Source organism: Erwinia sp. (assembly GCF_031978025.1).
Taxonomy (GTDB): Bacteria; Pseudomonadota; Gammaproteobacteria; order Enterobacterales; family Enterobacteriaceae; genus Erwinia.
The window spans coordinates 1-6,545 of the sequence record NZ_DALZCD010000207.1 but is presented as its reverse complement, the minus strand read 5'-3'; the positions used below and the strand labels follow the sequence as shown (position 1 = coordinate 6,545).

8 protein-coding genes and 1 pseudogene are annotated in these 6,545 nt (G+C 56.3%); 4 read left to right on the top strand and 5 right to left on the bottom strand.

Annotated elements, in window-relative coordinates; all coding sequences use genetic code 11:
* Positions 1-300 (bottom strand): annotated as a pseudogene (locus RTK32_RS15715) (A/G-specific adenine glycosylase); the annotation flags it as partial.
* A 152-nt stretch (positions 301-452) separates the two neighbouring features.
* On the opposite strand from RTK32_RS15715, the gene trmB reads away from it, so the two are divergent.
* The 3 genes from trmB (at position 453) to RTK32_RS15700 (ending at position 2,290) form a co-directional block, all read left to right on the top strand.
* On the top strand, positions 453-1,172 hold the full coding sequence (gene trmB / locus RTK32_RS15710; protein ID WP_312045597.1) for a tRNA (guanosine(46)-N7)-methyltransferase TrmB: 720 nt from the start codon (positions 453-455) through the stop codon (positions 1,170-1,172).
* Entirely contained in the window at positions 1,172-1,498 is a 327-nt protein-coding gene (locus RTK32_RS15705; RefSeq protein WP_312045595.1) for a YggL family protein, read from the top strand. Before trmB ends, RTK32_RS15705 begins: the two co-directional genes overlap by 1 nt.
* An 84-nt stretch (positions 1,499-1,582) precedes the next feature.
* Positions 1,583-2,290 carry a DUF2884 domain-containing protein gene (locus RTK32_RS15700; protein ID WP_312045593.1) on the top strand — a complete coding sequence of 236 codons (708 nt, stop codon included), beginning with the start codon at positions 1,583-1,585 and terminating at the stop codon, positions 2,288-2,290.
* A gap of 620 nt (positions 2,291-2,910) precedes the next feature.
* Here RTK32_RS15700 and hemW read toward each other — a convergent pair.
* Genes hemW through RTK32_RS15680 form a run of 4 tightly spaced genes read right to left on the bottom strand, consistent with a single transcriptional unit; the run spans position 2,911 to position 5,929 of the window.
* On the bottom strand, positions 2,911-4,047 hold the full coding sequence (gene hemW, locus RTK32_RS15695) for a radical SAM family heme chaperone HemW (protein WP_312045591.1): 1,137 nt from the start codon (positions 4,045-4,047) through the stop codon (positions 2,911-2,913).
* Positions 4,040-4,633, bottom strand: a complete 594-nt coding sequence (gene rdgB / locus RTK32_RS15690) for an RdgB/HAM1 family non-canonical purine NTP pyrophosphatase (protein ID WP_312045589.1) — start codon at positions 4,631-4,633, stop codon at positions 4,040-4,042. Before rdgB ends, hemW begins: the two co-directional genes overlap by 8 nt.
* 30 nt (positions 4,634-4,663) lie before the next feature.
* The gene (locus tag RTK32_RS15685; RefSeq protein ID WP_312045587.1) at positions 4,664-5,215 is read right to left on the bottom strand and encodes a YggT family protein; all 552 of its coding nucleotides are present in this window, start codon (positions 5,213-5,215) and stop codon (positions 4,664-4,666) included.
* Between the two features lie 15 nt (positions 5,216-5,230).
* Entirely contained in the window at positions 5,231-5,929 is a 699-nt protein-coding gene (locus RTK32_RS15680; RefSeq protein ID WP_312045602.1) for a YggS family pyridoxal phosphate-dependent enzyme, read from the bottom strand.
* Between the two features lie 15 nt (positions 5,930-5,944).
* Here RTK32_RS15680 and RTK32_RS15675 point away from each other — a divergent pair.
* Positions 5,945-6,545, top strand: a 601-nt coding sequence (locus RTK32_RS15675) for an ATPase, T2SS/T4P/T4SS family (protein WP_312045585.1), incomplete at its 3' end; no start/stop codon positions are given.

The following is a 6,545-nucleotide window of genomic DNA, read 5'->3' as shown; positions in this document are numbered from 1 at the left end:
CTTTTCCACGACCTGAACCGCCGCCTTATGTAAATTGCGCGCGCGGGCATAGTAGCCAAGCCCGGTCCATAAATGCAGGACCTCATCCAGCTTTGCGGCAGCCAGATCGGCCACGTCAGGGAAGCGTGCCATAAAGCGTTCAAAGTAAGGGATCACGGTAGCAACCTGCGTCTGTTGCAGCATGACCTCAGAGAGCCAAACTTTATAAGGGGTTTTTTCCTGTTGCCAGGGCAGGGTTTTGCGACCGAAGCGCTGATACCAGTCCAGTACCTGCCGTGAGAACTGCTGCGCTTGCATCATCTTTGCGAGGTTTCCCGGGTAAATTAAAAATCAGGCTGGGATTCCAGCACAGACCCGTTATGCTGTAAACCGGAAGTTTCCAGGGCTTGCTTAACCGCTATAACTTTGCATAATGCCCGTTTTTCAGATATTGCAGACCAGCAGGCAGAAACATGAAGAATGATGTGATTACACCGGAGTTTGACGAAAACGGCCGTCCGATGCGCCGTATTCGTAGCTTCGTTCGCCGTCAGGGCCGCCTGACCAAAGGCCAGCAGCACGCGCTGGACCATTTCTGGCCTGTTAAAGGTGTGGAGTATCAGCCAGAACCCGTTGACCTGGCAGAACTTTTTGGCCGCGAAGCGCCGGTGGTGCTGGAGATCGGTTTTGGCATGGGCGCCTCGCTGGTGGCGATGGCCGCCGCGAATCCGCAGCAAAACTTTCTGGGTATTGAAGTGCATTCGCCGGGCGTGGGTGCTTGCCTCAGCGCAGCAGATGAAGCGGGCGTGGAGAATCTGCGCGTGATGTGTCACGATGCGGTGGACGTGCTGGAGAAAATGATCCCGGATAATTCGCTGCGTATGGTGCAGCTCTTTTTCCCGGATCCCTGGCATAAAGCGCGCCATAATAAGCGCCGCATCGTTCAGGGGCCTTTTGCCGAACTGGTTATGCGCAAACTGAAGCTGGGCGGCGTCTTTCATATGGCGACCGACTGGGAAGCTTATGCGGAACATATGCTGGAAGTCATGAGCAGCATCGCTGGCTACAAAAACCAGTCTGATACTAACGATTACGTGCCGCGTCCCGATTCGCGGCCGTTAACAAAATTCGAACAGCGTGGCCAGCGTCTTGGCCACGGTGTGTGGGATTTGATGTTTGAGAGGATTAAATAATGGCAGCTCAACGCAGTCGTCGCTTGCGTAAAAAAATGCATATCGATGAGTTTCAGGAACTGGGCTTTTCCGTCGCTTTCACCTTCCCTGAAGGCACCAGCGGCGACACCATCGACACCACCCTGGACGCCTTCATTAATGAAGTGATCGATCCTAACGGCCTGGCGTTTGACGGCAGCGGTTTCCTGCAGTGGGAAGGTCTGGTCTGCCTGCAGCAAACCGGCAAATGTACCGACGAGCATCGCGAACTGGTACGTAAGTGGCTGGAAGAGCGTAAGCTGAATAATATCCAGGTGACCGAACTTTTCGACGTCTGGTGGGACTAATTATTTATCTGCTGTAGGACTGGCAGGCAAACCGTCCGTCGAGGCCACGCATGCGTGGCCTTTTGTTTCTCAGGAGAAGAGTAAATGCGTAAAGCGATCGTAGCGGCCGCACTGCTGCTGGCAGCGGGTCAGGCGCAGGCCGACTATCAATGTAGCGTCAATCCTCAGGACGATATTGTTATCTCTGCGCAGACTGTAAAAGTGGTCGGGGCCGACGGCAGTCTGACCATCACGCCAACCGGCGATGTACAGCGCAACGGGCAGCCTGCTTCCGTCGATAACGCTGTGCGTCAGACCGCTATCGACTATCAGGCCGCGCTGCGCCGCGATCTACCCTGGGTTGATCAGGGGGCACGTCAGCGCCTGGAAAAAAGCCGCGTAGCGCTGGATAACGTCATCGTCAGCAAACTGGGCACCGACAGCCGGGTCCGCAGCCGTCTGACAAAGCTGGACGAGCAGCTGAAGCAGCAGATGAACCGGATTATTGAGCATCGCAGCGACGGACTGACGTTCCACCATCAGGCTATCGAACAGGTACGCCAGGATGGCGAAAAGCTGGTGCAGAGCGCGATGGGCGGGGTTATTCAGGACAGCCTTAACGAAATGGGTAGCAAGGTAAACGGCGATAATCCGCTGCAGGCGGTCATGGGCAACCTGGGCGGCTTACAGCAGGCTGTACAGGCGGAATGGAGCAATCAGGAGGCGGATTTCCAGAATTTTGGTCACGAAGTTTGTCATCGCGTGACGGCTCTGGAAGAACAGCGTAAGACATTGATTAATAATATAAAATAACCTTTTTCTGCCGGGAGCATTCCGGCAGATAGTCTGGTCGCGATTTCTGCAGGTTTTATAAAAAACCTTGTTGTCATCTTCTACTTTGAGAAAAAGCAGTGATGATAATTATGTAAGGGGGGTGTTTAACCGCTCTGTCTCATCAACTGCAACCTCTGTTACCTTATTAAAATGTCCCCAGAGCCAAAAGCCTCTCAGGCGAAAGCCTGCTCAGATAAGCCTTTCCATGGAATAAAATTTACTGACTTCGCCAACAAAGCAGACTGTTCAGGGATGAAATTCAGGACATTAACCCGTTGCTGAAGAAGTAAACAGTGGGCAAAACAGGTTCAGGATTTTTTGTAAAATTCAGCCAAAGTTGGTCTGTTCAAATCAGGGTTTTCAGGGGATTACATCATGTTAAGCCGTTGGAGCAGGCTGCATAACGGCCCGGACAGGCCATGCACAGACGGCTGGCCACGTAAAGCAGCTCCCGCTCAAATCAGGATTTTTCAGGGGATTACATCACGGTAAGCCGGTGGAGCAGGCTGCATAACGGCCCGGACAGGCCGCGCACAGGCGGCTGGCAACGTAAAGCAGCTCCCCGCTTTAGCGCACGGGGAGAAGATAACGCCGGGCAGTTACTCAGCCAGAAAAAGCTCCAGCAGCGAATTTAAAAACAGCTTACCTTTTTCCGTTACCTGCCAGCTTTGCGTCGTTTCCGTCAGGTAACCTTTCAGCAGCGCCACATCAAGCTGGGCACGGATCGTCTCTTCGCCCAGCCCGGTAAAGCGAGCAAACTCTTCGCGCGGCGCGGCTTCCAGCAACCGAAAACGGTTCATAAAGAACTCGAACGGCTTCTCTGTTTCTGCAACCTCGTGCTGACGATCCAGGTAGTTACCCTTCATAAAACCGCGTGGATGACGGGTTTTGGTGGTGCGGATAATCCGCCCGTCCACCTGAGTCAGCTTACCGTGCGCGCCGCAACCGATGCCCAGATAGTCGCCGAAGCGCCAGTAGTTGAGGTTGTGCTCGCAGCGGTAGCCCGGTTTAGCGTAGGCAGAAGTCTCGTACTGCTCGTAGCCTGCCGCCGTGAGTAACTGGTGGCCCTGCTCAAAGATATCCCATAACGCGTCGTCATCCGGCAGCACAGGTGGCCTGGAGGCAAACAGCGTATTGGGTTCGATGGTCAGTTGATACCAGGAAAGATGCGGCGGATCCAACTCGATAGCCTGCCGCAGATCGTCCAACGCTTCTGCCAGCGACTGATCCGGCAGACCGTGCATCAAATCCAGGTTAAAACTGCGCAGGCCTAATCCCTGGGCCAGCTTCGCCGCACGCTTAGCCTCTTCCGGGCCATGAATACGGCCAAGACGCGTCAGCTTCTGCTGGCTGAAGCTTTGCACGCCGATGGAGATGCGGTTAATACCGGCGCGCTGGTAGCCGCTGAAACGCTCAGCCTCGACGGTGCCCGGGTTTGCCTCCATGGTAACTTCCGCCGTGAGGGAGAGTGGTAAGCGCGCCCGCACGCCGTCCATCAGCATCTGCATCGCCTCGCTGCTCAGCAAGCTGGGCGTTCCGCCCCCGATAAAGATAGTGCCAACCTCACGACCCGCCGCCAGCGGCAGATCGGCATCCAGATCGGCCAGCAAATGCCGCACATACTCCTCGTGTGGGACTTCACCTTTCAGCGCGTGCGAGTTGAAATCGCAGTAGGGACATTTCTGTACGCACCACGGAATATGGATATAAAGACTGAGCGGCGGCAGATTATACATTGCGCATCGCTTCCAGCAGCAGGGCCAGCGCTTTACCGCGATGGGAAACCGCACGCTTCTCTTCTTTACTCAGCGCGGCGGCTGTTTTGCCCAGCGCCGGGACAAAGAAGACGGGATCGTAGCCAAAGCCACCTTCGCCGCTGATCGCGCGGGCAATTTCGCCCTGCCAGCTGCCGTGAAACACCAGCGGCGTGGGATCGTCAGCATGGCGCAGGTAAACCAGCACACAGTGGAACTGTGCCTGACGCTGGCCATCCGCCACGTTTTCCATCGCCTGCAGCAGCTTGTCGATATTCTGTCGATCGCTGGCCTCCTCGCCGGCGTAGCGCGCGGAATAGATGCCTGGGGCACCGCCCAGAGCATCCACCGCCAGCCCCGAGTCATCGGCAATGGCCGGCAAGCCGGTGATGGCCGACGCGTGACGCGCTTTCAGCAGAGCGTTCTCAATAAAGGTCAGCCCGGTCTCTTCGGCCGACTCCACGCCACACTCGGTCTGCGCCACGATATCCAGGCCAAAGGCGGCCAGCTTATCGGCCAGTTCACGAACTTTTCCGGCATTGCCGGTGGCGAGCACTACTTTTTGCATATCAGGTCCAGAAGTTAACTACCGTACAAATTAAAGCTGCGCCCAGCCGGGAACAAAGTCCATTCCCAGATAGTTCAGCATATAGAGGATCAGAATCACGGCCATCGCCGAGAAATCGATGCCGCCCATCGCCGGAATCAGGCGGCGCACGGGGGCCATCAACGGCTCAGTCAGCTGGATCAGCACGTAATCCACCGGGTTGCGGCCCTGACTTATCCAGCTCATCAGCGAGCGAATGATAATGACCCAGAACACCAGCACGCCAGCCGCTTTTACCAGCGAGACCAGGCCGAAATAAAGGAATACCGGATCGAAAATAAATACGCTGCTCTGTAGGGTGAACATCACGGTAAACAGCAGCACGCTCAATACCCAGGCCAGCAGTAAAGAAGCAGTATCCAACGGCCCGATGGAGGGAATGACCCGGCGCATCGGCCGGATCACCGGTTGGGTGATCTTAACGATAAACTGCGAAAATGGATTATAAAAATCGCATCTTGCCCACTGCATCCAGATGCGCAGCAGCAGCACTTTTACGTACAGGTTAATTATCGTTGAGACCAGAAAAGTCAACGTCAGCATGGAGTCCCTCAAAAGTTAGTTAGTGGCGCCGTAATCGCGCGCGCCAAATATGGCGGTGCCAATGCGCACCATAGTCGTACCTGCCTCAATAGCCGCCTCCATATCGTCGCTCATCCCGAGGGAGAGCGTGTCGACGGAAGCGTAATTCTTTTTCAGTTCGCTAAAGGCTGCCGTCATCCGGCGACAAACGGCCAGCTGGCGCGGGTAATCGGCTTCCGGCGCGGGGATCGCCATCAGGCCGCGCAGCGTTAAACGCGGCAGTTGAGCAATTTCCCGGGCCAGATCCGGCAGCGCAGCCAGCATGATGCCAGATTTACTCTGCTCGTCGCTGATATTTATCTGGATCAGCACGTTTAACGGCGGTAAATGGGCTGGTCGCTGAGCGCTCAACCTTGCGGCAATTTTCAGGCGATCCACCGTATGGCACCAGCCAAAATTTTCCGCCACCAGTCGGCTTTTATTGGATTGCAGCGGCCCGATAAAGTGCCATGCCAGCGCGGTGTTATTAAGCGCCTGGATCTTATCGACGCCTTCCTGCACATAGTTTTCGCCAAAAGTAAGCTGGCCTGCCGCCGCCGCTTCTTCGACCGCGCTCGCAGGTTTTGTTTTGCTCACTGCAAGCAGCGTAATTTCCGCTGGATCGCGGCCGCATCGTGCGGCTGCCGCTGAGATTCGCTCGCGGACCTGCTGTAAGTTGTGCTGAATCGAGGTCATAGTCACGGAGTTAATATGGATATTGAGGAATTAGTGGCGCTTAGTGTAAAGCATAACGCCGGGGATCTGCACCTCTGTAGTGGTCATTCTCCGTTCTGGCGGCTGGCGGGCAGACTGGAAGCGGTGCCGGGCGGGCTGCCTGAAAGCGACGGCCTGCTGCAAAACATCACTCAGTCCTGGCTGAATGCCGACCAGCAGCGCGAGTTCGGCCACGCCGGTCAACTGGACTTCGCGCTAACGCTGGCTGACGGTACGCGGCTGCGGGCGAATCTGTTCCGGCAGCGGCAGGGGGTTTCGCTGGCGCTGCGCTTTATCGCCAGCCGCTGCCCGGGCATGGCAGAGCTTGCACTGCCACCGGTAGCGATAGAGCTGCTGCAGCTGCAGGATGGCCTGGTGCTGGTCACGGGCGCGACCGGCAGCGGCAAGTCCACGACGCTGGCTGCGCTTATCGGCGCGATTAACCAGCAGCAGCATCGCCATATTTTGACGCTGGAAGATCCGGTGGAATTTATTCACCGCAGCGAATGCTCGCTGATCCAGCAACGGGAGATAGGCCAGCATTGTGCCTCGTTCAGCGCCGGGCTTCGGGCAGCGTTGCGTCAGGATCCGGACGTCA

Excerpts from the sequence above, each read along its gene's own strand:
- RTK32_RS15685 (WP_312045587.1), bottom strand. The coding sequence starts at position 5,215 with ATGCTGACGTTGACTTTTCTGGTCTCAACGATAATTAACCTGTACGTA.
- RTK32_RS15680 (WP_312045602.1), bottom strand. The coding sequence starts at position 5,929 with ATGACCTCGATTCAGCACAACTTACAGCAGGTCCGCGAGCGAATCTCA.
- trmB (WP_312045597.1), top strand. The coding sequence starts at position 453 with ATGAAGAATGATGTGATTACACCGGAGTTTGACGAAAACGGCCGTCCG.
- RTK32_RS15700 (WP_312045593.1), top strand. The coding sequence starts at position 1,583 with ATGCGTAAAGCGATCGTAGCGGCCGCACTGCTGCTGGCAGCGGGTCAG.
- hemW (WP_312045591.1), bottom strand. The coding sequence starts at position 4,047 with ATGTATAATCTGCCGCCGCTCAGTCTTTATATCCATATTCCGTGGTGC.
- rdgB (WP_312045589.1), bottom strand. The coding sequence starts at position 4,633 with ATGCAAAAAGTAGTGCTCGCCACCGGCAATGCCGGAAAAGTTCGTGAA.
- RTK32_RS15705 (WP_312045595.1), top strand. The coding sequence starts at position 1,172 with ATGGCAGCTCAACGCAGTCGTCGCTTGCGTAAAAAAATGCATATCGAT.